This window comes from Kitasatospora sp. NPDC090091 (assembly GCF_044747365.1).
Taxonomy (GTDB): domain Bacteria; phylum Actinomycetota; class Actinomycetes; order Streptomycetales; family Streptomycetaceae; genus Kitasatospora.
The window spans coordinates 62,677-85,611 of record NZ_JBIVDY010000013.1 but is presented as its reverse complement, the minus strand read 5'-3'; the positions used below and the strand labels follow the sequence as shown (position 1 = coordinate 85,611).

Below are 22,935 nucleotides of genomic sequence, written 5' to 3'. Positions count from 1 at the left end.
TCGGGCCGCCCGCCGGCTCAGGCCATCCAGAAGAAGACCGCCGTCATCCGCCGCTCCTCCAGCGTGACGCCCGCGTACGCGGTGGCGCTGTGGATCAGGTTGGCGTGGTACAGCAGGAGCCGGTTGTACCGGTTGGGGACGCGGACGTCCTCGGTGAACGCGTCCCCGGGGACGTGCCGGGTGCCCAGGGCCTCGACCAGGTTGGTGTGGGGCGCGTTGACCAGGTTGCCGCCGAGCCGGCCGCCCGGGAACTGCTGGCGGTAGAAGCTGGTGCCGGCGTCCTTGGGGGCGTCGGGGGAGAGGTAGAGCACCGCGGCGTAGCGGCAGAGCGCCCGCGAGTCGGTGTGCGGGCGCGAGTCCGACTCGCCGGCGCCGACGAGCTGGACGCAGTTGTGGTTGAGCGTGCCGCCGCCGGGCGTGCTCTGCACCCAGAGCCCGGAGGCGCCGGTCGACTTGCGGACCAGGCCCTCCACCCGGGCCAGCTCGTCCGGCTCCAGGCCGGGCATGGTCCGCAGGCCGGGCCAGGCCTCGGGCCGGTAGGGGTAGCCCTGGGTCCAGTCGCCGCGGGCCAGCACCCGCTCGCGGACGGCGTCGGGGTCCGGCAGGACGTTGTCCAGGACCCAGTAGTCCCGGCCGGGAGTGGGCTTGCGGTAGGGCAGGACGGGCAGCGCCGTCCGCCCGGGAGGCTGTGGGGGCATGCGCCGACCATAGGGGTGGAGATCGCCAACGTTCTGCCGTGAGCAGGTCAACCTTTCGTCAACTGCCCGGAGCCCGTGGTTCTGGGGAGCAGACCCGGCCCGGATCCAGGGGTGCGCGGCTTCGGGAACCTTTCCGAGGGTGAAATCGTCCGGTCCGGATACATGTGTGTTTCTTGATCACAAGGGGTGGGACATGCCCGTCACGCTGGGCGAAGAGATCATGCTGCTGTCGCTGGACGACGAGAGCGGCCAGGCGAAGGACCGGTGGGCGGCCGGCTGGACCGTCACCAGCGGTCTGCTGCTGGAGCTGGCACTGGCCGAACGCGTCCGGGTCGACGGCGGAGCCCTGGAGGTGGTCGATTCCTCGCCGACCGGCAGCACGCTGCTCGACAGCGTTCTGGAGCGGATCGAGGCCTGGACCCGGACCGGCAAGTCGCCCACCGTGGAGGGCTGGCTGAGGAAGGATCAGGGCAAGAGCGTCGAGGCGAGCCTGGCGAGCCTGTGCGAGCAGGGCATCGTCACCGAGGAACGGCACCGGGTGCTCGGGCTCTTCCCGGTCCGCCGCTACCCGGAGGCGGACGGCACCGTCGAGCGGGAGCTGCGCAGCCGGCTCGCCGCGGTGGTGCTGGAGGGCGCGGAGCCGGACGACCGTACGAGCGGACTGATCGCGCTGCTCCACGGCGCGCGACTGCACCGGCTGGCCTTCCCGGACCTGCCTCGGGGCAAGGTGGAGCCGAGGATGGCCGAGATCGCCGACGGCCAGTGGGCCGGGGACGTCGTCCGGGACGGCATCCGTGCCACCCAGGCCGCGCTGGGGGTCCTCGCCGCGACTGCAGCGGTCGCAGCGGTCTCCTGACGCCGGCCCGGTCCGAATCCCCGCCGCGCCGCTGCGCCACCGCGCCGCCGCGCCGATGCACCGCCGCGCCGATGCACCGCCGCGCCATCCCTCACCGGCCGGCGCCCGGCGCACCCCGCAGAGCCCGGCCGGCGTCGGTCAGCCGAGTGCCGGCCGCTTCAGCACTGGCCGTCGGCGAGGACGAAGTAGCCGGGGGCGGTCTGCCGCAGGGTGTGGGTGGTGAAGGTGTTCCACAGGCCCATGGACTGGCCGGAGCCGAGTGCGTAGGTGAGGCCGCCGTTCTGGGTGGCGCGGCCGGCCTTCACCTGGTTGTAGTTGTTGTCGGTGAAGCAGAGCTGCGCACCCCCGGCGGTGGTCGCGGTCACCGCTGCCGAGCGCTCGCCCTCGGTGCCCGTGGCGTCCACGGCGGCGACGCGGTAGCTGTACGACGTGCCCGCGCTCAGGCCGGTGTCCGTGTACGAGGTGGTCGTCGGGCCGGCCACCTCGGCGCCGTCCCGGTACACCGCGTACGAGGCCGCTCCGGTGACGGCCTGCCAGGTGAGCGCCACCGAGCCGGTCCCCGCGGCGGTCGCGGTGAGGGCGGCGGGCGCGGGCAGCGAGGGGGTGGTGGTGCCGCCGCCGTCCAGGCCCCAGAACAGCGCGGTGTAGTAGCTGGAGCAGATCGTGTTGAGGAAGTAGCTGCCGGTGGCCCCGCACTGGTCGGTGCCGGTGCCCGGGTTGACCGCGAGTCCGTGTCCCATCCCGGCGATCGAGTAGAGCGCCACGGCGGGCCGGCCGTACGGGTCGTGGTAGACCGATTCGGTGGTGCCGCCGGGCAGGCTCCGGGTGGCGGACGTGCTCTGACCGATGCCCCACACGTCCGTCCACTGGTCGCGCAGTTCGGTGGCGTTCACCGGCTTCACGGTGGTGTCGGCGCTGCCCTGCCAGATCGCCACCCGCGGCCACGGCCCGCCGTACCCCGGGTACGCCCGGCGGACCTTGTCCCCCCACTGGGCGGGGGTGAGCCGCTGGTCGGAGTTCTGGCAGCCGGACGCGGCGCTCTGGGTGGTGGCACAGTGGGCGGGCAGTCCCGAGTCGATCGCCCCGCCGGCGAACACGTCCGGGTAGTCGGCCAGCAGGTCCGCGGCCATGCCGCCGCCCGCCGAGAGTCCGGTGACGAACACCCGGTGGCTGTCCGAGCCGTACAGGGACTCGGCCTTGGTGACCATCTCGACCACCGACTTCGCCTCACCCGAGCCCCGGCTGTCCTTGGCGGCGTCGAACCAGCTGAAGCAGGAGAGGCTGTTGTTGGTGGAGTTGGTCTGCGGGAAGACCACCGCGAAGCCGTAGAGGTCGGCGAACTTGGTCCAACCGGAGTTCCGGTAGTAGTCGTTGGCGGTCTGGACGCAGCCGTGCATCGCGACCACCAGTGGGGCACCGGCCGGAAGGCCCGCCGGAACGTAGCTGTACATGGCCAGGTTGCCCGGGTTGGTGCCGAAGCCGGTGATCTGCTGGAACGTCCCGCTCGCAGCGGCATTCGCGGCATTCGCGGCATTCGCGGCGGAGCCGGCGGCGAGCGCGGCCGCCGCCAGCACGGCGGCGGCCGCACAGCGGGCGAGCCGACCGCCCCGCCTCCCCGGTGCGGCGGACGAGCGGACAGCGGGACGGCGGGCGGGAGGGGGAGCGGGCAGCGCGGCCATGGGGTGACTCCTGGGTGGGGGAAGGAGCGCGGGTGGGATGCCCAGCAGCGTGGCGCGTCGGACCGCCTTGAGGTATGGGACGGTCAGACGGCCTCCCGTGGCCCGTCATGGCGGGCGGCGCCATGGCAGCGCAACCACCCACCGCCGTCCGGTTCGGACCCCGGCCGTCGACGCGGCGGGGTGAACGCGTAGGGCCCCGGCCGCCTACGCGGCCGGGGCCCGATGGCCGGGGGAGGACGGTGGATCAGAGGGCGGCGAGCAGTCCGCAGAGCGCGAGGAAGCCGCAGATCCCGAAGTTGACCAGCTTGTGGGAGAGGAAGACCGCCGCGAATTCGCGGATCGTCGCACTCGGCCAGTAGTACGCGGCGGTCGGCGAGCCGAACACCTGCCCGTTGACACCGGTCTTCCGGGCCATCAGTGCGGCCCGGAAGGCGTGGAAGTTGTTGGTGACGATGACGCAGCGGTAGCCGGGCTTGGCCTGCTCCATGATCACCTTGCTGAACTGCAGGTTCTCCTCGGTGGTCCGGGAGCGGTCCTCGCGGGTGATCCGCTCCTCCGGGAACCCCTGCGCGACCAGGAAGTCGGCCATCGCGTGGGACTCCGGCAGCTTCTCGTCCGGCCCCTGGCCGCCCGAGGTGATCAGCACCGGCGGGTTGCCGCGCGCGGCCTGCTTCTCGTAGACCTCGCGGCCGCGGTTCAGCCGGCTGGCCAGCAGCGGCGGCACCCGCTCGCCGCCGATCAGACCGGAGCCGAGCACCACGACGAAGTCCACGTCCCCGCGCGGCCGGTGGCGGCCGTACAGGAAGGCGTAGCCGACGAAGCAGACGAACAGGAAGGAGATGTAGCCGACCACCAGGGTGGCGGTGCCCGCGATGATGCCCAGCCGCAGCGAGTCGGTCACCGCGGCGGCGACGAGCAGGGCGATCACCCCGAGGATGCCGAGGCCGGCGAGCAGCGAGAGCAGGTTGGCGGGCCGCAGGCCCTCCTTCCGGATCATGGTCAGGCCGTTGGAGATCAGGAAGCCGATCAGGGCCAGCGTGCCGATCGCGGGCAGCAGGATGATCGCGGCGGCCGCCAGCTCCACCACCAGGGTCGGCGCCTTGCGCAGCTCGGCGAGCAGGGCCACGGCGAGCAGGGAGACGGCGATGCCGAGCAGCACGGCATTGCTGAACCGGCGGCGGTCGCGCAGGACCCCGATCCCGCACAGGACGAAGAACAGGGCCGCTGGGGCGTAGGCGATCATGCCCGTATCGTAGGTTGTTCAGATGTACGGTCCGCCGTGGTCGCGGAACCCCAGCGTCGGTGGCCCGGCGTCACGGCGGATGCGGGGGCGGGCACTTCGGCGGGCGGACCGGCTCCGTGCCCACCCGCTGGTCCGATCCCGCACGGGGCATTCCGGCGCTCTGCCGGTCCAGCGGCCCAGCGGTCCGGCGATCGGCGGTCAACGGCCGTCTCCTGTCAGCAGCTCCGCCACCCGCCGCCCCGTCCGCTGCCCGGCCCGTTGCCGGATGAGCCCCTCCTTCGCCGCCGCCCGCAGGTGGACGAGCGTGCTGCCGGGGTCCGGCTCCGGCTCGGACTCGGTGCCGCCCACGGTGGTGAGGCGGACCGTCACCAGGACCGGGTTCAGCCCCCAGGCCCCTCCGCCGGCCATCACCCGGAACGTCCGCGTGCCCCGCGACACCGGAGGGACCCGCCGGCCGAGGCCGCGCAGCACGGCTCTCACCCGGGCCACGGCCTCGGCGTACGGCAGCGGCAGTTCCAGCTCCTCCTCGTGGACGTCCTTCGGCAGCCGGCGCGCCACCCACTCCACGCCGCGCCGGCCACTCACGGCCCAGGCGCCGATCGCCTGGGCGAGCAGCGCGTCCTCGTCGTCCCGGCCCATGTGCCCGCGCCTCCCTTCCCTCGCCGAGCATGCCACCCGCCTACGACAACGCGCCCTGCCGGAGAAGGAGGTGACGCCCGGCAGGGCGCGGTGCCAGCGGCGGCGACCGCCGTCCAGGAGGCCTAGGAGCCGCCGGCAGCGGCCTTCGCGGGCGTGGCCGAGGTGGCGGTCGTGCCCGCCTTGTCCGCCTCTTCCGCTGCCTCCGCCTCCGCCTCTGCCACGCGTCCGATCCGGCGCACGCCGGGTACCAGCGCCGTGCCGGCGCAGCTCACCCCGACCAGGGCGGCGGTGACCAGCAGGGGCGCGGGGGCGCCCCAGGCGTCGGCCGCCGCCGGGGCGAGCGCGTAGCCGAGCGGTGCGGCCGCCAGGGAGAACAGCCAGTCGTAGGAGGTGACCCGGGCCAGGACGTGGGCGGGGAACTCCTGCTGGACGACGGTCTGCCAGACCGGGCTGAGGTAGCCGACCCCGGCCATGGCCAGCCCGTACACGGGGACGGTGACCGGCGCCGGGAGCGGACCGGCGAGGGCGAGCAGGGGCAGCGCGAGGAGTGCGAGGCCGAGGTTGGCGGCGAGCACCGGGCGGCGCGGACGGAGGCGTCCGGCGAGCAGCGAGCCTGCCAGGACCCCGACCGCGCCGGCCTGGGTCATGGCCACCCAGACGCCTTCGCCGCCCAGGTCGCGGGTGGCGATCAGCGGGCCGAGGGTGAGTAGCACCGCGCTGGCGCCGTTCCACATGCCGTGCGCGATCAGGCTGGTCCAGTACCAGTCGCGCGAGCGCACCTCGGTCCAGCCCTTGGTGAGATCGGCGAGGAGGGCGCGGCGCGGGGCGGGGGTGGGCCGGACGGTGAGGTTGGCGAGCAGGGCGGCGGAGACGAGGAAGGAGAGGCCGTCCAGGACGAAGGCCGAGCCGGCGTCCGTCGTGTACACCAGCAGGCCGGCCAGTGCGGGGCCGCCGAGCCGGGCCGCGTTGGCGGTGGAGGCCAGCAGTGCGTTGGCCTGCATGCGCTGCGGGCCGTCGACGGTCGCGGCGACGAGGGGCGTGGCGGTGGGCATGGCGAAGGCGGAGGCGGCGCCGCCGATCGCCTCGGCCACCGCGACGGCGGCCAGGTGCGGTTCCCCGCCGAGCAGTTCGACGCCGACGGCCACCTGTGCGGCGGCCCGGACCAGGTCGGTCACCAGGGCGGCGGTCCGCGGGTTGAAGCGGTCCCCGACGACGCCGCCGAGGGGGAGGAGCAGCAGCCGGGGCACCATCGCGCAGCCGAGGACGAGGGCGAGGGCGCCGGACGAGCCGGTCGCCTGGGTGATGGCGATGGCCAGGGCGGTGGGGACGACGGCGTCGCCGAGGGTGGAGACGGTCCGCCCGATGTAGAGCAGCCGGAAGCCGGGAAGTCTCAGAGGATGGGTCACGGGCCGGACTATATTTCGGCGCCGAAGTTTCGGCAACGAAATATTCGGCGAGTTGATCGACTCCACCTAGACTCGTGCCATGGACCACGCCGCGCGACGATCCGACCCGCCGGGCGACCGGCCGCCCCGCCAGCCGGTGGGCGGCCCGCGCGGCTGCCCCGGCGACCGGCCGGGCGACTGGACGGACGGGCACGTCGAGCGCTGGCAGCCGGTCCTGCCGGAGCTCGACCCGGACATCGAGGGCGCCGTCACGCGGATGAACAAGCTCACCAAGCACCTGGGCCGGGTGCGCGAGCAGGGCGTCGCCGACTACGGACTGCAGAAGCACGAGTTCGACACCCTGCACGAGCTCGCCGGCCGCGGCGGCCGGGCCACCCCCTCCGAGCTGCGCGCCGACCTCAACCTCGCCCCGGCCTCGGTGACTGGCCGCCTGGAGACCCTGGAACGCCGGGGCTTCATCGTCCGCACCCCCTCCAACGAGGACCGCCGCCGGGTCGACGTCGAACTGACCGATGCCGGCCGGGAGGCCTGGCACGAGGCGCTGGACGTGGTCGGCCGGGAGGAGCGCCGCGTGCTCGGCGTCCTGGCACCGGACGAGCGGCGCCTGCTCTCCGACCTGCTGCGCCGCGTCCTCCTGGCCGTCGAGACCCCCGCCGCCCCGGAGCGCCGGCCGTCCGAGCAGGTTTGATCGAACGCCGGGCCGGCGGCGGAGGAGCGGCGAGGAGGTCCGGTGCGCTCCGCCGTCAGCGCTTCTCTGCGGGCAGGAGGGCGGCCAGGCCGTCGAGGATGCGCTCGACGCCGAAGGTGAAGCGGGTGTCGAGGTCGGGCTCGGTGAGGTCGCCCGCGAGCGCCGTGAGATTGGGGAACTCCTCCGGCGGCAGTGCGCGCAGCTGGTCGGCGGCCGCGTCGACGGCCTCGCGCCGGCTGGCCCCCATGGCCTCCGAGGCCGAGAGGGGCGACTGCTCCTGGAGGACGAAGCCCTGGACGTAGGTGCCGAGCAGGTAGGTGACCATGGCGGCGTCGGCGTCGGCGAAGCCGGCCTCGCGCAGCCGGTCGAGCTGCTCCTCCTGGAGGCGCAGCAGGTTCGGGCCGGGGGCCAGGCGACCGGCGACCACCTTGGCGGCATCGCGCCGGCCGAGCAGGTGGCGGCGGTGGCGGTGGCAGTACTCGCGGAGCTGGCTGCGCCAGTCGCCGACCCGCGGCGGGGCCTCGGCGCCCGCCATGATCGCGTCGTTGAGGAGATCGAGCAGCTCCTCCTTGTTGCGCACGTGCCAGTAGAGCGAAGCCGCTTTGACGCCGACCTCGGCGGCGACCTTGCGCATCGAGAGGCCGGCGAGGCCGTCCCGTTCAAGTACCCGCAGCGCGGCCAGGCCGAGGGCCTCCCTGGTGAGCGGGGGCTGAGTGTCGTCGTCGTTCGGCATGGGCCTCGCCTCTGTCGGGTCGGTGGGTCGCGTCCGGCCGGTACCGGTCGGCTCCGGATCCGGGGAATCCGACTTGCCGTCTAACAGTGTTAGGGGCATTCTATCCGTGCCAGGCGATCCCTAACACCGTTAGGGGCATGGATCGGGGTTGTGGAACGGAGGCCTCCCGATGGGGGAGACAGGGGTGCCGAGCGCTCGGCACAAGCGGCTCGCACTGGTGACGCTCTGCGTCACGATGTTCATGTCGATGCTCGACAACGTCATTGTCGGCAACGCGCTGCCCCGGATCGGGCAGGACCTGCAGGCCGGCATCACCGGCCTGCAGTGGGTGGCCGAGGGGTACAGCCTGGTCTACGCCGCCCTGTTGCTCACCGGCGGCACGCTCGGCGACCGGTTCGGCCGCACCCGGGTCTTCCGGCTCGGCCTCGGCCTGTTCACCGCGGGCTCGGCCGCCGCCGGGCTCGCCGGCACCACCGGCTGGCTGATCGCCGCACGGATGCTCCAGGGCGTCGGTGCTGCGCTGCTCACGCCGGGGAGCCTGGCGATCCTGCGGCACGTCTTCACCGACGAGCGCGAGCGCGCCCGGGCGATCGGCCTCTGGTCGGGCGTCTCGGCGCTCGGCCTCTCCGTCGGACCAGTGATCGGCGGGCCCATGGTCGAGACCTTCGGTTGGTCGAGCGTGTTCTGGATCAACGTCCCGATCGGGCTGGGCGGCCTGCTGCTGGCCGGCCGGGTGCTGCCGGCCATCGCCCCGCGCGCCCGTCGGATCGACCTCGCCGGGCTCGCGCTCTCGGCCGCGGGCCTCGGCGGGCTCGTCTACGCGCTGGTCGAGGGGCCGTCCCGGGGCTGGAGCGACGGGCTGGTGCTCGGCTGCGCGGGCGCGGCGGTGCTGCTGCTCACCGCGTTCGTCCTGCTCGAATTGCGCATACCGGAGCCGATGCTGGACCTCCGGCTGTTCCGTGACGGCGTCCTCGGCGGTGCCCTGCTCGGCGGGTTCATGATCAGCTTCGGGATGTTCGGTGCGCTGTTCTTCCTGCCGCTGCTGATGCAGGGCGTCCTGGACTGGTCGCCGACCGCGGCCGGGCTCGCCGGGCTGCCGATGACCGCGACGATCGTCGTGGCGGGCCCGATCTCAGCCCGGCTGGCCGGCCGTCACGGCCCGGGACTGCCGGTGGTGCTGGGGCTGGCGCTCTGCGCGGCCGGACTCGGCGGCCTCTCCTGCTACGGCCAGGACGCCCGGTACCCGGCGTACGTGTGGACGCTGCTCACACTGGGCCTCGGGATGGGGTTGACCTTCGCGCCGGTCTCCATTGCGGTGCTCCAGCGGGTCGCTCCGGCCCGGACCGGGATGGCCTCGGCGACCGTCAACACCCTGCGCGAGCTCGGCGGTGTGATCGGCATCGCCGTCCTCGGCGCCGTCCTGACCCACCGGATGACCGAGAGCCTGACCGGCTCCTTGACGCGGCTCGGCCTCCCGGACGGGACGGTCGGGCAAGTCACCGACTCGGCGACCGGTTCGCTCTCCGGGCTCGGTGGCGGCCGGGCCGTGGACGCACCGCTCCCGGTGCTGACCGCCGTGGAGGGCGCCTTCACCGACGGCGTACAGCTCGCGCTGCGCTGCGGCTCCGGCGCCCTGGCCGTCACGGCGGTGGTGGTGGCCGTGCTGATGCGGTCCGTGGGCAGTACGCCACTGACCGCCGGGGCGACGGGTCCGGGTGCCGGGCCCTCGGCCGACGCGGGCACGCCCGTCGGGCCCACGGCGCGCCCGGAGACCCTGGTCGACGCCCGGACGGAGTGACGACCGCGACCGGCCGCCGACCGCGACCGGCCGCCGACCGCGGCCGGGGCCGCCGACCGCGGCCGGGGCCGCCGACCGCGACCGCGGCCGGGGCCGCCGGAGACCGTCAGGTCCGTCGAAGACCGCCGGTGCCGGCCGGCGGCTCACCGACCGTTCAGCGCACGCCCTCGACGGCGGCCTGCGCGGCGCGCGCCAGCTCCCGGCGCGGGCCCCGGCGAGTGGCGTGCGAGGTTGGGACAGGGGCCGGGATCGCGGGCAGGAAGGTCAGCTCGGCGACCAGCCCGCGTACCGCGACCACCCGGGAGAGCGAGGCGAGCAGGCCGTCCTCGCCGACGAAGGCGGCCGCGCTGGTCGCCCGGCCGTCCGCCAGCCGGTAGCGGATCGTCACCGGCTGGACGGGGGCCCCGGCCTGGACGGCGGCCTCGAACAGCGCCGGGCGGAACCGCCCGCTCTCCCGCCCGCACCAGGTCGACCCCTCCGGGAAGACGATCATCGGCCGGCCCGCCCGGAGCTGGGCAGCGACGGCGCAGACCGTGTCCGGGAGGGTGCGGAGCCGGTCGCGGTCCAGGTAGACCGTGCCGCCCCAGGCCGTGATCGGTCCGAGCACGGGCCAGTGCCGCACCTCGGTCTTGGCGATCGAGCGGCCGGGCAGCGCGGTCGCGATCAGCGGGATGTCCAGCCAGGACACGTGGTTGGCGACGACCAGGACTCCGGGCTCCCGTTCGCCGGTCGGACGGCCCGCGGCGGCGCCCGCCGCGCGCTCGGCAGTGCCGCCCGCCGCACCGGCGGTGGGGGGCGGCGTGGAGTGGACGGTCACGCCCAGCGCCCCGAGCAGGGTGCGGGTCCAGAACCGGACCAGCCGGGTGCGCGCCCCGCCGGGAAGGGCGCGCACCGGCAGGGTGAGGGCGATCCCGACCAGCAGGACCGTCAGACAGGCGGTCAGCCGGAGGACCCGCTGGGGCAGGGCCACCACCGGGGCCCGCTCGGTCAGGCAGGCCTCCGGTGTGCAGGTCGCCGTCGGCAGCCAGACGCTCATGCCGACAGTTCCCGTGAGGCTGCGGCCGCCGGGGCGCCCGCGACGGTCCCGTCGCCGCCACCCGTGGCTCCACCGCCGCCCGGGACGGCGCTCATCCCGGAGAGGAAGTGCCGCAGGTAGCGCGGGTCGGTGCGCTCCAGGGAGAGCAGCACGTACAGGTCGGCGGTGGCGAAGTCCGGGTCGTGCGCCGGGGCGCCGCAGACCCAGGCGCCGAGCCGCAGGTAGCCGCGGAGCAGGGCCGGCAGCGGGGCGCGGTCGGCCCGCTGCACGCCGGTGGCGTCCCAGAGCCGGTGCGGGGTGACCCGGTACTCCTCGGGGGCGAGGTGCTTGGCGCTGACGGTGTCCCAGACGCGGGCGGCGGTGGCGCCGCCGTCGTCCAGCGGGATGGAGCAGCAGCCGCCCACCCAGGTGTTGCCGGTGTCGGCGAGGTAGCGGGCGATGCCGCCCCACATCAGGTTGATCACGGCGCCGTTGCCCCGGTGGTCGGGGTGGATGCAGGAGCGGCCCAGCTCGACCAGGCCGTCGCGCAGCGGGGTCAGGTTCCTCAGGTCGAACTCGCCGTCGGAGTAGAGCCGGCCGGCCCGCCGCGCGGCTTCCGGCGGGAGCAGCCGGTAGGTGCCGACCACCGGGCCGTCCTCGCCCTCGCGGACCAGCAGGTGGTCGCAGTACTCGTCGAACGGGTCGACGTCCAGGCCCGCCGTCGGGCTGTGCAGGACGGCGCCGAGTTCGGCGGCGAACACCTCGTGGCGCAGCCGCTGGGCGGCGCGGACGTCGTCCTCGTCGCGGGCCAGCGCCACCGTGTACGCCGGGGCGGGCGCGACGGCGGGCTGGACGGCGGGCGCGGCGGCGAGCCGGGAGGCGGGGCTCTGGGCGGGCTGGGCGGTGAACGCCGACCGGGCCGTGCGCGGGGCGGGGACCGCGGCGGCGTGGTCGGGGGCGACTGCGGGAGGAGTGTACGTGGGGACGATGGTCATGGCGGACCCTCCAGGGCAGCACGGACGACGGCGGCCACGTGGGCCGTGGCACCGACCGGTCCGCTCGGTCGTGGGTGCGAACCGGTCACCGTATGTTTTTCCGAGCCGGCTGGCGTCCACGTTGTCGTTCGGTGGAGTGCAGATGTGCACCTGCTGAATGGGGCCACTCGGTGTCTGCCGTCCACCTGCCGGGTGCCGGGGCGCCGCCGGATGCTCCGCTCCCGGGGGTGGAAGCCACGGCCGAGCCACCCACTGCACCGGCGCACGCCGGGCGTGCGCAGCGGCCCTCCGAGTACCCGGGCGGACGGCCTGAACACCCCGGCAACGCCCCGGCCAAAGCACCGGCCCCCGGCGTCGAAACGCCGGGGGCCGGTTCTGTCGTCGGGACGACCGCGTCGTGAGGCCGGGTGGGGGGCGGCGGGGTGGGGCGCCGGGCGCCCGGGGCGTCAGAAGGCCCGCCACCCCTGTGGGTCGATCCCGCCGGGGACGGCGTTCGCCGGTCCGTACGGCTCGCGGGTGAGGACGAAGGAGTTGAGGTCGAGGTGGCTGACCGAGCCGTCGGCGGCCCGCACCACCTGCAGCGTCTCGCCCGCGTAGTAGTTGTCCAGCCCCGTCCAGGTACCGTCCGGCTCAGCGCGGAACCGGGAGGCGCGCGTACCGGCGGCCAGCGGGGCCAACTCCAGGCCGCGGTCGGCCCTCAGCCGCAGGACGTGGGCCGTGGCGCCCCAGTACCAGGGGCCGGTGAGCGCCAACAGCTCCTCGTCGACGGACGGCGCCGGGCGCCAGGGCTCGGGCAGCCGCGGCTCGTGTTCGGCGGTGATGGCGATCAGGTCCGCGGCGACGAGCGGGGTGTTGGGGCCGCTGGTCGCGTTGGAGAGGGCGACGGCGGCCAGGCCGTCCTCCGCGCTGATCCAGAGCCCGGCGGTGAAGCCTGGCATCGAACCGCTGTGCCCGAATAGCACGCGGCCGTCGCGGCGCAGCAGTTGGAGGCCGAGCCCGTAGGCGCCGGACCAGTCGGCGTTGTCCGGGCCGACGGCCGGGCGGCGCATCTCGGCGAGCGTCTCGGCGGCGAGCAGCTTCTCGTCGCCGTGGGCCAGGAAGGCTGCCCAGCGGGCCAGGTCGGCGGTGGTCGACCAGAGCTGGCCGGCCGGGCCCATCAGCCCGGTGTCGGTGAGCGGCTCCGGCAGCATGACATCGGCCCACGGGTGGACGGCGAAGCCGCCGGCGTGCGGGTGCTGCGGGAGCAGGGTGGTGCGGTCCATCCCGAGCGGCTCCAGCAGCTCGCGGCGGAGCACCTCGCCCCACGGCTCACCGCGCAGCCGCTCGACCAGGGCGCCGAGCAGCGCGTAGCCGGGGTTGGAGTAGTGGTAGCGGCGACCGGCGGGGTGCCGGAGCGGGCGGTCGTCCTCCAGGATGTCGGCGAGCTCCGGCCGCAGCGCCCCCTCGGTCCGCTCCCACCAGGGCCCCGGCGTCTCGGCGGTCAGCCCGGACGCGTGGGAGAGCAGCTGGGCGACGGTGGATTCGTCGGCCGGGGTGCCGGGCAGGTGGCGCCCGACCGGGTCGGCCAGGTCGAGCAGGCCCTCGTCGCGCAGCCGGAGCACCAGGACGGCGACGAAGGTCTTGGTGAGCGAACCGATCCGGTACTGCACGTCGACGGTGGGCGCGTGGTCGTCGATCATGCTGCGGGCGCCGCTCCAGACCACCTTTCCGTCCCGCACCACCGCGGCGACGAACGAGGGGGTGCGGCCCTCGGCCTGGGCGACCGCGACACGGTGCAGCAGGGCGCGGCGGGTGGCGGGGAGGAGCTCGTCGTGCAGGTCGGGCATCTGATCCTCTGGAGAGTCGGACGGCTCGGACGCACCCGCGGTCGGGCGGGCGGCGCGCTCAACCTAGCCCGGGCGTTCGCCGGGATCCACTCGATATAACGGGTCCGTGTCGGATCGTCAGCGCGAAGACAGTGCACAGAGGACCGGTGGAGCAGGATCAGTCGGACCGCCTGAGGTTGTCCATCAGTGCGGCGATGACGGCGTGCTCTCGCTCCGGATCGCCGAACGAACACATCGTCCACGTGGCCGGGTCGCGTCTCGTCGTGGATGCCTGGCGAGCTTGGTGCGTGGACAGTAGGCGGGTCATCATGGCCTCGACGACCGGATAGTCCTCCACCTCGTCGATCCCGGGGCAGTGATCGCTGACGAATGCGAGCAACTCATTGACCGCGATGCCGCGCCAGACGTCACCGATGGCCTCGGAATCCACAGCGATCCGATGGAGTTCCTCCAAGGCCAGTTCCACGAGGCGTTCGAGGAGTTCGTCGTCCCTCGCATCGGCCAGGCCACAGGGCAGGTCGACCAGGTGCTGGTAGCACGTGATGGCCAGCTCGGTGAACTCGCCCTCTAGGTAGTCGGCCAGGTTGTGGCGGAGGGACTCGGCGACCTTCGTACCGAAAGCGTGCGCGCACGTCCGCGGTGTCAGCGGGCTGTGGTGGAGCGCCACGACCAGGCTCAGCAGCATCCACTCCTCACTTCCACGGACGAGGCTGTCGTCGAGTTGTTCGCCGACGATCGCCGCGAGCAATGCGGAGTTCAGCGACTCGGCGGTCTCCAGGATCCATTGGAGATGTCCCGCTCGCGTTTGGGCCCCGTCATCGAGGCGCGACCGGGGGCCGGGGATGGTCCCGAGCGTGTTGCGGACCGCGTTGGCGAGCTCGATGGGAGCCGCCTTGAGGGCCTCGGTGATCCCGCGGCCGTCAGCCAGACGACTTGCCGCGACCAACCGGCGCAGCTGGTCGGCATGATTGGCCACGGTGAGCAATGCGCTGATGTCGCCGCGGCCGGCAGAGAGATGGAATCGGAGGTAGTCGGCGATCGACGGATTGTGGAACGCGACCGTCCTGCCGTTGACGGCCAACATCGTTCCGTCGAGGATCTGCACCGCCCGCCGGAAGAGCCGTCCGTCGGAGTCTCGGCCGTGCTTCTGACGATATCCCGACCACGCCGCCCTCACAGCGTTCAGTTCCGCATCCCCCAGGAGGAAGAGCACTTCGAGCAGGTGGACAGCCTCGTCGGTGAGCTCGTGCTCGACGATCCGCTCCCAGATCCGCTGCGGATCGTCGAGGTTCGCCAGCACGGCCGCGGGGACGTCCTGCTCCCGCCGGGCGGCCAGTCGCAGCGTCTCCTCGATCAGCCGGGGATTGAAGTTCCGGTGCGTGACGACCGGCTGCCAGACCGCCCGGTCGGCGAAGCGGTGCTTCTGTACCGCGGGCACCGCCGAATTGTGGACGTGGTTGTAGAGGATCTGCCCGCGGATCCGCGGCCCCAGGTCGTTCAGGCGGATCACGCTCAGGGCCTCGGTGACGTCCGGCGCTGCCAGGCGGTCGTGCCGCAGCCGGGCGTGTTCCAGGATGTAGTCGCGGGTGGTCAGGACGAGGGCCTTGCCGGGCGTCTCCCGGATCTGGCGGACGACGGCGAGCAGCCGGGAGTCCTCGTTCTTGTTGAGCTGCGACTCCAGCGTCGTCTGGCCGAGGAAGTCGTCGTACAGGAAGACCTGCGGGGTGTCGTCGAGCCAGAGCCCGCCGACCTCGTCGATGTCCTGCGAGACTTCGTGCAGCTCGTAGCCGTTGCCCATGAGCCACGCCGAGAGCATGAGCGCGACCGTGGTCTTCCCCACCCCCGGGATGCCGGCGACGACGCAGACCCGCTGCTCGTCCAGGACCAGCTTCGCCCGCTCGAAGCCCTCGTGCGGGACGAACGTCTCCGCGACCCGGGGCAGCCGCTTGCGGAGCCAGGAGGACCGCAGGTGCCGCTCCTGGTGGAGGACCGTCCGGAGCACGGTGGTGCTGCTCAGCCAGAGCCGGAAGTGCCGCCGGACCAGCTCCGGCCGGCCGCGCAGCTCCGCGACGATCTCGTCCACCCCGTGGATGTCTCCGGTGCTCCGGACGAAGGGGGCGAAGGCGTCGCGGAGCCGCTCCTTGCCGTCGACGGTCAGGCCCACCGTGGTGGCGATGACGTACCGGTCGGGCCTGAGCTGCGCGACCTTCGGCAGTTCCTCCCGGACCAGGCGCCGGATCAGCCCGTTCTGGTCGCCGCGCGGCCAGTGCTTGCACTGCACGACGGTGGACGCGCCGGCGGCGTCGGTGTGCCGGAGGTCGATCCCGCGGTCCCGGCCGCGCGGGAAGAGCTCCAGCGGAACGCCGAGGAGTTCGCCGAAGAGATCGCGGCAGACCACCTCGAAGTCGTGGTCCGTCAGCCGCCCCAGATCGAAGGAGTCCATCCACCGCCTCCCGCAGAGCCACCGCCGGGACGGGGTCGTCCCGGCGGTGGCATTCTCCCGCAGGGGTCGGACAGCCGGGGACGGCTCAGAGAACCGGCGGCCGCAGCGAGGACGGGAACGCGGGCAGCATCGGGTCGTGCAGCCAGGCGGCGAACAGGCCGTCCAGCGGGCCTCCCGCGTACCGGGCGCAGTGCGCGCGGAAGTCCGCCGTGGAGACCACGCCGTGCCGGTTGAGGACGGTCCAGTCCTTGAGCAGACGGAAGAAGGCCCGGTCCCCGACCGCGCAGCGCAGCGCGTGGACGGTGAGGCCGCCGCGCTGGTAGAGGCGGTCGTCGAACATCAGCTTGCGGCCCGGGTCGCCGAGCCGGAGGTCCTGCGGGAGCCCGGCCAGCAGGGTGTGGGCGGCGGCGGCGCGCTTCGCGGCGGTCGGGCCGCCGCTGTACTCGGACCAGAGCCACTCGGCGTACTTGGCGAGGCCCTCGTTGAGCCAGATGTGGCTCCAGTCGGCGATCGACAGGCTGTTGCCGAACCACTGGTGGGCCAGCTCGTGGGCGATCAGGCGCTCGCGCTCCCAGCCGCCGCCCAGGTGGTTGGCGCCGAAGGTCGCGACGCCCTGGGCCTCCACCGGGACGTCCAGCTCCTCGTCCGCCACCACCACCGTGTACTCGCCGAACGGGTACGGCCCGAAGGCCTCCTCGAAGAAGGTCATCATCTGCGGCTGCCGCCCGAAGTCCACGGCGAAGCCGCCGGCCAGCCGCTCCGGCACGTAGCCGGTCTGCGGCACCGCCGGGCGCTCGGCGAGCTGCACCGGCTGGTACTGGCCGATCGAGACGGTCACCAGGTACGTGGAGGTCGGCGCGCTCTGCTCGTACACCCAGGTCGTGCTGGACGCCCGGGTGGTGCGGGTGAGCAGCCGGCCGCCGATCGCCACCGTGTACGGCGACGGCGTGGTCACGGCTATCTGGTAGGTGGCCTTGTCGGCCGGCCGGTCGTTGCACGGGAACCAGGACGGCGCGCCCACCGGCTGGCTGGCCACCAGCGCGCCGTCGGTGAGCTCCTCCCAGCCGAGGCCGCCCCACGGGCTGCGCACCGGGCGCGGGTTCCCGGTGTAGTGCACCTCGACGGTGAAGGCGGCGCCCGCGGCGAGTGCCTTGGCCGGGCGCACCCGCAGCTTGCCGCCCCGGTGGGTGTACCGGGCGGCCTTGCCGTCCACCAGCACCCGGCCGATCCGGAACTCGGCCAGGTCGAGCGCGAACTCCGGCAGCGCCGTGCCCGCGACGGCGCTCAGCCGCGCCGTCCCGCCGAGCCGGTTGGGCCCCGGCCGGTAGTCGAGCGCGAGCTCGTAGCGGTGCACCCGGTAGCGGGGGTCGCCGCTGTTCGGGAAGTACGGGTCCGGGCCGGCGATGGGGGACGCCGGGCTGTGCTGGTGGTTCACCGGGCGGGATTTCACCGGGTCGTGCGCTCCCTGCGAGTACGAGCTGGGGGACAGGCGGGACGTGGCAGGCGTGGCGTGGCTGGTGGATGCGGACGGGACGGATCCGGCGGGTGCCGGGGCGGCCGGGCCGGTCACGAGGTGGTCTGCCACACCTCGATCGGATTGCCCAGCCACCGGGTGTCCGCGGGAACGGACTCGGCGCGCATCACCAGCGAGGCCGGGCCCAGCGTGCTGCGTGCGCCCACCGTACTGCCAGGCAGCACGATGCCGCCCGGGCCCAGGGTGGCGCCCTCGCGGAGGACCACAGTATCCATCCGCATGATCCGGTCGTGGAAGAGGTGGGTCTGCACCACACAGCCCCGGTTGATGCTCACCCCGTCGCCGAGGGTGACCAGGTCGGCCTCGGGCAGCCAGTAGCTCTCGCACCAGACGCCCCGGCCGACGCCGGCGCCGAGCGCCCGCAGCCAGAGGTTGAGCACCGGGGTGCCCGGCACCGCGCCGACCAGCCACGGCACCGCCAGCACCTCGACGAAGGTGTCGGCTAGCTCGTTGCGCCAGACGAAGCCGCTCCACAGCGGGTGCTCGACCGCCCGGAACCTGCCGACCAGCAGCCACTTCGCGGCCACCGCGACCAGGCAGGCCGCACCGCCGGCGGCCAGCAGCACGAGGCCGGAGAGCAGCACCGCCGCCACCGGCGACCAGGCCGTCGTCAGCCAGGAGAGCGCCGCGAGGGTCAGCGCGCCGAGCGCACCCGAGGCCAGCACCGGCAGCAGCCGGCCGAGCTCCACCAGCCCGCGGGCCCAGAGCAGCCGCGCCGGCGGCTCGTAGGTGAGGCTCTGGTCGGCCTCGTCGGCCGCCCGCGGCAGCTTCATCGGCGGCATGCCCAGGTAGGAGCTGCCCTTCTTGGCCTTCGCCGGCGTCGCGGAGAGCACGCCGACCAGGCCGCGCTTGGGCACCGCCCGGCCCGGCGCGGTCATCCCGGAGTTGCCGAGAAAGGCCCGCTCGCCGACCTTCGCCTCGCCGAGGCGCACCCAGCCGCCGCCCAGCTCGTACGGGGCGATCAGGGTGTCGTCGGCCAGGAAGGCGTGGTCGCCGACGGTGGTCAGGCTCGGCAGCGCCAGCACCGTGGAGACCTCGGCGCCGCGGCCGACCTTCATGCCGAGCGCCCGTAGCCACAGCGGCGTGACCAGACCGGCGTACAGCGGGAACAGGACCTCGCGGGCCTGGTCCATCAGCTGCGTCACCGTCCAGGCCTGCCAGCCGATCCGCCCGTGCAGCGGGTGCGTCCCCGGCGCCAGCCCGATGCTCAGCAGCCGGACGGCCGCGACGAGCTGCGCCGAGTAGACCGCGCCGTAGGCCAGGGTGGCCGGCAGCAGGCCGAGCAGGGCGCCGCCGAGCGCGGCGGCGAGCCCCTCGCCGGGGTGGACGAAGCGGCTCAGCACGGCCAGCCCGGCGATCGCCGGGAGCATCGGCAGCAGGCTCAGCACGGTGCCGCTGGCGCCGTAGAGCGCGGCCCAGCGGGCCCGGCGGTGCGGGCGGTCCTTGGGCCAGGTGCGCTCGGCGCGGCCCAGCTTGACGGCGGGCGCGCCGCCCCAGCGCTGGCCGGTCGGGACGTGCCCGGTGACGCTGGAGCCGGCCACCACCTGGGCCCGCTTGCCGATCCGGGCGCCGGGAAGCAGCGTCGACCGGGTGCCGACCAGGGCGCCGGAGCCGACCTTGACCTGGCCGACCTCCAGCCGGTCGCCGTCCAGCCAGTAGCCGCAGAGGTCGACCTCGGCCTCCACTGCGCAGCCCCGGCCGAGCTTGAGCATGCCGGTCACCGGCGGCAGGGAGTGCAGGTCCACCTCCGGGCCGACCTTGGCGCCGAGCGCCCGCGCGTAGCGGGTCAGCCACGCGCCGGAGAGCGACGTGGCCCCACTGGCCTCGGCGAGCCGCTCGGCCGCCCAGAGCCGCAGGTGGGTGGAGCCGCCGCGCGGGTAGCTGCCGGGGCGCAGGCCGCGCAGCAGCAGCCGGGCGCCGCCGGCCCCGATCGCGAGGCGGCCCGCCGGGGTGAAGAGCGCCAGCGCGCCCGCGCCGACCGCCCACCAGGAGGCGGTGGGCGCCCACGGGTAGTCGCCGAACCAGGAGAGCACGTTGCCGAGCGCCAGCAGCGCGACGCTCCACCGCAGTCCGACCACGGTGAAGAGCGGGACCAGGAGGAGCAGCTGGAGCAGCTTGGCCCGGGTGGGCACCGGCGCGACCGTACGCGCCTCGCCGCCCTGCGCGGCGGTGCGCTCCAGGTGGCGGGCCAGCTTGCGCAGCGTCGGCTGCTGGTAGAGGTCCAGCACGGCGACGTTCGGGTAGCGGGTGCGCAGCAGGGTGGTGAGCCGGGCGGCCGCCAGGCTGCCGCCGCCGATGGCGAAGAAGTCCTCGCGCGGCCCGCTCACCGGCACCCCGAGGATTTCGGTCCACTGCTCGGCCAGCCAGGCCTCGGTGCCATAGAGCTGCTCGGTCGGGCCGGCGGTGTCCAGATCGGGCAGCGGCCAGGGCAGGGCGTTGCGGTCGACCTTGCCGGAGGTGCGGGTGGGCAGCGAGTCGACCGGGGCGAGCAGCGGCACCAGGGCGGCGGGCAGCTCGGCGCGCAGCTGCGCGACGGCGGCCTCGCGGTCCCAGCCGTCCTTGGTGACCAGGTAGCCGACCAGCAGCTGGTTGCCGCCGCGCGCCGTCCGGACGGCGGCGGCCGCGCCGGCGACGCCGGGCAGCGCCTGCAGGGCGGCGTCGACCTCGCCGAGCTCGATCCGGCGCCCGCCGAGCTTGATCTGCTCGTCGGCGCGCCCGAGGAAGAGCAGGCCGGCCGGGTCGGCCTGGACGAGGTCGCCGCTGCGGTAGGCGCGCTCCCAGCCGAGCGAGGGCAGCGGGGCGTACTTCTCGGCGTCCTTCTCCGGGTCCAGGTAGCGGGCCAGGCCGACGCCGCCGATCACCAGCTGGCCGGTGGCGCCCGCGGCGACCGGCTCGCCGGCCTCGTCGACCACTGCGAGGTCCCAGCCGTCCAACGGCAGACCGATCCGCACCGGGCCGTCGCCGGTCAGCAGCGCTGCGCAGGCGACCACAGTGGCCTCGGTCGGCCCGTAGGTGTTCCAGACCTCGCGGCCCTCGGTGACCAGGCGCTGCACCAGCTCGGGCGGGCAGGCCTCGCCGCCGAAGATCAGCAGCCGGACCTCGTTCAGCGCCTCGGCCGGCCAGAGCGCGGCCAGCGTGGGCACGGTGGAGACGACGGTGATCTCCTGCTCGGCCAGCCACGGGCCGAGGTCGGCGCCGCTGCGCACCTGGGAGCGGGGGACGGGCACCAGGCAGGCGCCGTAGCGCCAGGCCAGCCACATCTCCTCGCAGGAGGCGTCGAAGGCGACGGAGAGGCCGGCCATGACGCGGTCGCCGGGGCCGATCGGCTCGTCCTGGAGGAAGAGCGCGGCCTCGGCGTCGACGAAGGCGGCCGCGTTGCGGTGGGTGACGGCGACGCCCTTGGGGCGGCCGGTGGAGCCGGAGGTGAAGATGATCCAGGCGTCGTCCGCCGGGGCCGGCCGGCCGGCGGTGGCGGCGGGGCGGGACTCGCCGGTGACGGTGAGCGCGCGGTCGGCGCCGAGCACGGCGGCGACGGCGGCCTCCTCGAAGACCAGCTGGGCGCGCTCGTCCGGGTCCTCGGCGTCCACCGGGACGTAGGCCGCGCCGGCGGCCAGCACGGCGAGGATGGCCACGTAGAGGTCGTTGGTGCCGGAGGGGACGCGGATGCCGACCCGGTCGCCGCTGCCGATCCCGGCGGCGGCGAGCCGGCGGCGCAGCTGCTCGACCTCGGCGGCGAGCGCCCGGTAGCTGAGCACGGTGCGGCCGTCGTCCAGCGCCGCCTCGTGGGGGTGGCTGCGGACGGTGGCGTCCAGGATGTCGACCAGGGTGCGCGGGCCGGGGGCCTGCCGGCCGGGGAACAGCGCCCGCGCGGGCTCGGCGGGCGCCTCGGCCCCGGCCGGGGCCGCGCCTGCCGGGGGTGCCGCCGACTCCGCCGGGGCCGCGGCCGGCCCGGCGTCGGGGGCCTGCGGTGCCAGTTCCGTTTGGCTCGGTTCAGCTGTCATGGCAGCCCGTGTGCTCCTCGTCCTGGCCCCTTGGTTCCGACCGGTTTCGGGTCCGACCGGTTTCCGGCCCTTGGGGGCGGTGGGAGCACTCGCCTGGTTCACCTGGTCGGGTGGTCCCACTCCGGGGCCGGAGCAGACAACCCAACCGATGGTACCTCGGGGCGGTGAACCGGGAAGTGCCCGACACTCCGCTCAACTCGCCCAAGGATGGCCGAATCTGACGACACGTCAGGTAACAACTGAGCTTTCGTGAGTCGATGGTGACGGAGTGTCAGTTGTTTTGACGGATCGTCAGATGCGATTTCCGATTGTGGTCCACGCCACACCGGATCGGTACTCCGTCCGGGTGGCGGCCGCCCGGATCGGCCCGGTTTCGGGGCCTCCGGGCGGCTGCCGGCGCGCCGCTGCGGATCAGCGGAAACGCGCGAGGTGCTCGCGCAGGAATGCTTCCAGGGTACGCGGAGCGCGTCCGAGGAGTCGGGTGGCCGAGTCGTCGGGGCGCTCCGGGCGCTCCACCGCGAGCTGCTGGATCTCCACCACGTGGGCGGCCAGCCATTCGGGCATCCCGGCCCGGTGGACCAGGTGCGCGTGCAGTTCCGCGGGCGGCAGGTCGACGTACCGGACCGGCCGCCCGAGCAGCGAGCCCAGCAGTGCGGCGAGCTCCGGGTAGCTGTACGCACGCCCGCCGGTCAGCTCGTACGTCCGGCCGGCGTGCTCGGGCCTGGTCAGGACGGCGGCCGCGGCGTCGCCGATGTCCCGGCAGTCGATGTAGTTGCAGGGTGCGGTGCCCATCGCGCCGTGGATCAGCCCGGCCACGGCGATCCCCGGGGCGAGCAGCAGGAGCTTCTGCATGAACGCGTACGGCCGCAGCACGGTCGCGGTGACGCCCGAGGCGCGCAGGTGCTGCTCGACCAGGTGGTGGCCGCGCGAGACGGCGACCGGCGAGTCCGGCTCGGCCGCCGGTGCGGAGATCTTGGCGATGTGCTCGACGCCGGCGGCCACCGCCGCGTCGATGGCTCGCAGCTCGTGTTCGACCTGCTGCGGACCGTTGGCCATGGTGAGGAGGAGCCCGCGGGCGCCGCGGAAGGCCGCCCGCAGCGAGTCCGGGTCGCCGGCGTCGGCGTACATCGGCTCGACCAGGGTGCGGGTGTGCTCGTCGAGCCCGGCCAGGAGCCGGTCGGGATCGCGGCTGAGGGCGCGGGCCGGGACGCCGAGCCGGGTCAGGCTGCTGAGGGTGGCACCGCCGGTGGCGCCGCCGGCGCCCATGATGACGATCATGTCGTCTGCCTTTCTGGTTCTGGTTCTGTTCTGGCTTGCTGGTGGGTGGGTCTGTGGGTCTGGTAGGTGGGTCTCGTGGGTGGTGGACGGGCTCTGTTCGTCG

At 74.2% G+C, this 22,935-nt stretch carries 16 protein-coding genes; 3 read left to right on the top strand and 13 right to left on the bottom strand.

Features of this window, described 5'->3' with window-relative positions; genetic code table 11:
• Positions 1-17: 17 nt before the first annotated feature.
• Positions 18-698: a DUF6445 family protein gene (locus ACIPSC_RS23230; RefSeq protein WP_400827985.1), complete on the bottom strand. Its 681-nt coding sequence runs from the start codon at positions 696-698 to the stop codon at positions 18-20.
• 193 nt (positions 699-891) lie between these two features.
• On the opposite strand from ACIPSC_RS23230, the gene ACIPSC_RS23225 reads away from it, so the two are divergent.
• Positions 892-1,554: a GPP34 family phosphoprotein gene (locus ACIPSC_RS23225; protein ID WP_400827984.1), complete on the top strand. Its 663-nt coding sequence runs from the start codon at positions 892-894 to the stop codon at positions 1,552-1,554.
• A 158-nt stretch (positions 1,555-1,712) separates the two neighbouring features.
• Here ACIPSC_RS23225 and ACIPSC_RS23220 read toward each other — a convergent pair whose 3' ends face one another.
• From ACIPSC_RS23220 to ACIPSC_RS23205, 4 genes are all read right to left on the bottom strand, one after another.
• Positions 1,713-3,233 carry a PHB depolymerase family esterase gene (locus tag ACIPSC_RS23220; RefSeq protein ID WP_400827983.1) on the bottom strand — a complete coding sequence of 507 codons (1,521 nt, stop codon included), beginning with the start codon at positions 3,231-3,233 and terminating at the stop codon, positions 1,713-1,715.
• A 244-nt stretch (positions 3,234-3,477) separates the two neighbouring features.
• Complete coding sequence (locus ACIPSC_RS23215; protein ID WP_400827982.1) at positions 3,478-4,476, bottom strand: YdcF family protein; 999 nt, start codon at positions 4,474-4,476, stop codon at positions 3,478-3,480.
• 198 nt (positions 4,477-4,674) lie between these two features.
• Positions 4,675-5,115, bottom strand: coding sequence for a hypothetical protein (locus tag ACIPSC_RS23210; RefSeq protein WP_400827981.1), 441 nt, complete (start codon positions 5,113-5,115; stop codon positions 4,675-4,677).
• Positions 5,116-5,237: 122 nt separating this feature from the next.
• Positions 5,238-6,521, bottom strand: a complete 1,284-nt coding sequence (locus tag ACIPSC_RS23205) for an MFS transporter (protein ID WP_400827980.1) — start codon at positions 6,519-6,521, stop codon at positions 5,238-5,240.
• Positions 6,522-6,600: 79 nt separating this feature from the next.
• On the opposite strand from ACIPSC_RS23205, the gene ACIPSC_RS23200 reads away from it, so the two are divergent.
• Entirely contained in the window at positions 6,601-7,209 is a 609-nt protein-coding gene (locus tag ACIPSC_RS23200; protein WP_400827979.1) for a MarR family winged helix-turn-helix transcriptional regulator, read from the top strand.
• Positions 7,210-7,264: 55 nt separating this feature from the next.
• Here the strand turns inward: ACIPSC_RS23200 and ACIPSC_RS23195 are convergent, their stop codons facing one another.
• On the bottom strand, positions 7,265-7,942 hold the full coding sequence (locus tag ACIPSC_RS23195) for a TetR/AcrR family transcriptional regulator (protein WP_400827978.1): 678 nt from the start codon (positions 7,940-7,942) through the stop codon (positions 7,265-7,267).
• Between the two features lie 169 nt (positions 7,943-8,111).
• On the opposite strand from ACIPSC_RS23195, the gene ACIPSC_RS23190 reads away from it, so the two are divergent.
• Positions 8,112-9,740 carry an MFS transporter gene (locus tag ACIPSC_RS23190; protein ID WP_400827977.1) on the top strand — a complete coding sequence of 543 codons (1,629 nt, stop codon included), beginning with the start codon at positions 8,112-8,114 and terminating at the stop codon, positions 9,738-9,740.
• A gap of 154 nt (positions 9,741-9,894) precedes the next feature.
• Here ACIPSC_RS23190 and ACIPSC_RS23185 read toward each other — a convergent pair whose 3' ends face one another.
• From ACIPSC_RS23185 to ACIPSC_RS23155, 7 genes are all read right to left on the bottom strand, one after another.
• A complete protein-coding gene (locus tag ACIPSC_RS23185) occupies positions 9,895-10,776 on the bottom strand; it encodes a lysophospholipid acyltransferase family protein (protein WP_400827976.1) in 882 nt (293 codons plus the stop codon).
• Positions 10,773-11,750 (bottom strand): GNAT family N-acetyltransferase, encoded by a 978-nt coding sequence (locus ACIPSC_RS23180; RefSeq protein WP_400827975.1) that lies wholly within the window; start codon positions 11,748-11,750, stop codon positions 10,773-10,775. The genes ACIPSC_RS23185 and ACIPSC_RS23180 overlap by 4 nt, the downstream gene beginning before the upstream one ends.
• 446 nt (positions 11,751-12,196) lie before the next feature.
• On the bottom strand, positions 12,197-13,576 hold the full coding sequence (locus ACIPSC_RS23175; RefSeq protein ID WP_400827974.1) for a serine hydrolase domain-containing protein: 1,380 nt from the start codon (positions 13,574-13,576) through the stop codon (positions 12,197-12,199).
• A 157-nt stretch (positions 13,577-13,733) separates the two neighbouring features.
• On the bottom strand, positions 13,734-16,019 hold the full coding sequence (locus ACIPSC_RS23170; RefSeq protein ID WP_400827973.1) for a restriction endonuclease: 2,286 nt from the start codon (positions 16,017-16,019) through the stop codon (positions 13,734-13,736).
• A gap of 85 nt (positions 16,020-16,104) precedes the next feature.
• Entirely contained in the window at positions 16,105-17,454 is a 1,350-nt protein-coding gene (locus ACIPSC_RS23165) for a M1 family metallopeptidase (protein ID WP_400827972.1), read from the bottom strand.
• A 131-nt stretch (positions 17,455-17,585) separates the two neighbouring features.
• The gene (locus ACIPSC_RS23160; protein WP_400827971.1) at positions 17,586-21,554 is read right to left on the bottom strand and encodes a Pls/PosA family non-ribosomal peptide synthetase; all 3,969 of its coding nucleotides are present in this window, start codon (positions 21,552-21,554) and stop codon (positions 17,586-17,588) included.
• 411 nt (positions 21,555-21,965) lie between these two features.
• Positions 21,966-22,832: an NmrA family NAD(P)-binding protein gene (locus tag ACIPSC_RS23155; RefSeq protein WP_400827970.1), complete on the bottom strand. Its 867-nt coding sequence runs from the start codon at positions 22,830-22,832 to the stop codon at positions 21,966-21,968.
• Positions 22,833-22,935 lie beyond the last annotated feature (103 nt).

Coding starts and splice junctions, on each gene's coding strand:
- ACIPSC_RS23230 (WP_400827985.1), bottom strand. CDS start 698: ATGCCCCCACAGCCTCCCGGGCGGACGGCGCTGCCCGTCCTGCCCTAC.
- ACIPSC_RS23225 (WP_400827984.1), top strand. CDS start 892: ATGCCCGTCACGCTGGGCGAAGAGATCATGCTGCTGTCGCTGGACGAC.
- ACIPSC_RS23220 (WP_400827983.1), bottom strand. CDS start 3,233: ATGGCCGCGCTGCCCGCTCCCCCTCCCGCCCGCCGTCCCGCTGTCCGC.
- ACIPSC_RS23215 (WP_400827982.1), bottom strand. CDS start 4,476: ATGATCGCCTACGCCCCAGCGGCCCTGTTCTTCGTCCTGTGCGGGATC.
- ACIPSC_RS23210 (WP_400827981.1), bottom strand. CDS start 5,115: ATGGGCCGGGACGACGAGGACGCGCTGCTCGCCCAGGCGATCGGCGCC.
- ACIPSC_RS23200 (WP_400827979.1), top strand. CDS start 6,601: ATGGACCACGCCGCGCGACGATCCGACCCGCCGGGCGACCGGCCGCCC.
- ACIPSC_RS23195 (WP_400827978.1), bottom strand. CDS start 7,942: ATGCCGAACGACGACGACACTCAGCCCCCGCTCACCAGGGAGGCCCTC.
- ACIPSC_RS23190 (WP_400827977.1), top strand. CDS start 8,112: ATGGGGGAGACAGGGGTGCCGAGCGCTCGGCACAAGCGGCTCGCACTG.
- ACIPSC_RS23185 (WP_400827976.1), bottom strand. CDS start 10,776: ATGAGCGTCTGGCTGCCGACGGCGACCTGCACACCGGAGGCCTGCCTG.
- ACIPSC_RS23180 (WP_400827975.1), bottom strand. CDS start 11,750: ATGACCATCGTCCCCACGTACACTCCTCCCGCAGTCGCCCCCGACCAC.
- ACIPSC_RS23175 (WP_400827974.1), bottom strand. CDS start 13,576: ATGCCCGACCTGCACGACGAGCTCCTCCCCGCCACCCGCCGCGCCCTG.
- ACIPSC_RS23170 (WP_400827973.1), bottom strand. CDS start 16,019: ATGGACTCCTTCGATCTGGGGCGGCTGACGGACCACGACTTCGAGGTG.
- ACIPSC_RS23160 (WP_400827971.1), bottom strand. CDS start 21,554: ATGACAGCTGAACCGAGCCAAACGGAACTGGCACCGCAGGCCCCCGAC.
- ACIPSC_RS23155 (WP_400827970.1), bottom strand. CDS start 22,832: ATGATCGTCATCATGGGCGCCGGCGGCGCCACCGGCGGTGCCACCCTC.